The organism is Rhodopseudomonas sp. BR0G17, assembly GCF_010907025.1.
Taxonomy (GTDB): Bacteria; Pseudomonadota; Alphaproteobacteria; order Rhizobiales; family Xanthobacteraceae; genus Rhodopseudomonas; species Rhodopseudomonas palustris_H.
Genome location: NZ_QUML01000125.1, coordinates 1 through 488, shown reverse-complemented (window position 1 = coordinate 488; position 488 = coordinate 1). Strand labels below are relative to the sequence as shown.

Here is a 488-nt window from a genome sequence, read left to right as displayed (position 1 = left end):
CCCCATAGGTCCAGATCGGCCATTCCCGATCGTACAGATCGAGCTGCGGCACGATATCGGTCAGATCGATGTTCGCCGCCCAATAGGCATCGACCGTTCCGACGTCTCGCCAATAGCTGGTCGCCTCGGAATTCGAGCGCCGGCACGACTTGTTGAAGTGATGCGCCACCGCTTTGCCGTGCTTGACCAGATAAGGAATGATGTCCTTGCCGAAATCGTGCGACGAATTCGGGTCGGCGTCGTCGCGGCGCAGCTCGTCGAGCAGAAACTTGGTCTCGAACACATAGATGCCCATGCTGACCAGCGCCTTGTCGGGCTTGCCGGGCATTGCCGGCGGATCGGCGGGCTTTTCCAGGAACGAGATGATGCGGTCGGTTTCATCGACATGCATCACGCCGAATGCGGTCGCCTCCTGGCGCTCGACTTCGAGGCAGCCGACAGTGACGTCGGCGCCCTGCTCGACGTGCTGCTGCAGCATCTTCTCGTAG

At 60.9% G+C, this 488-nt stretch carries 1 protein-coding gene; it reads right to left on the bottom strand.

All coding sequences use genetic code 11. The features are described 5' to 3' along the window. The coding region (locus DY467_RS25500) for a sugar phosphate nucleotidyltransferase (RefSeq protein ID WP_246701650.1) at nucleotides 1-488 on the bottom strand (488 nt) is incomplete at both ends.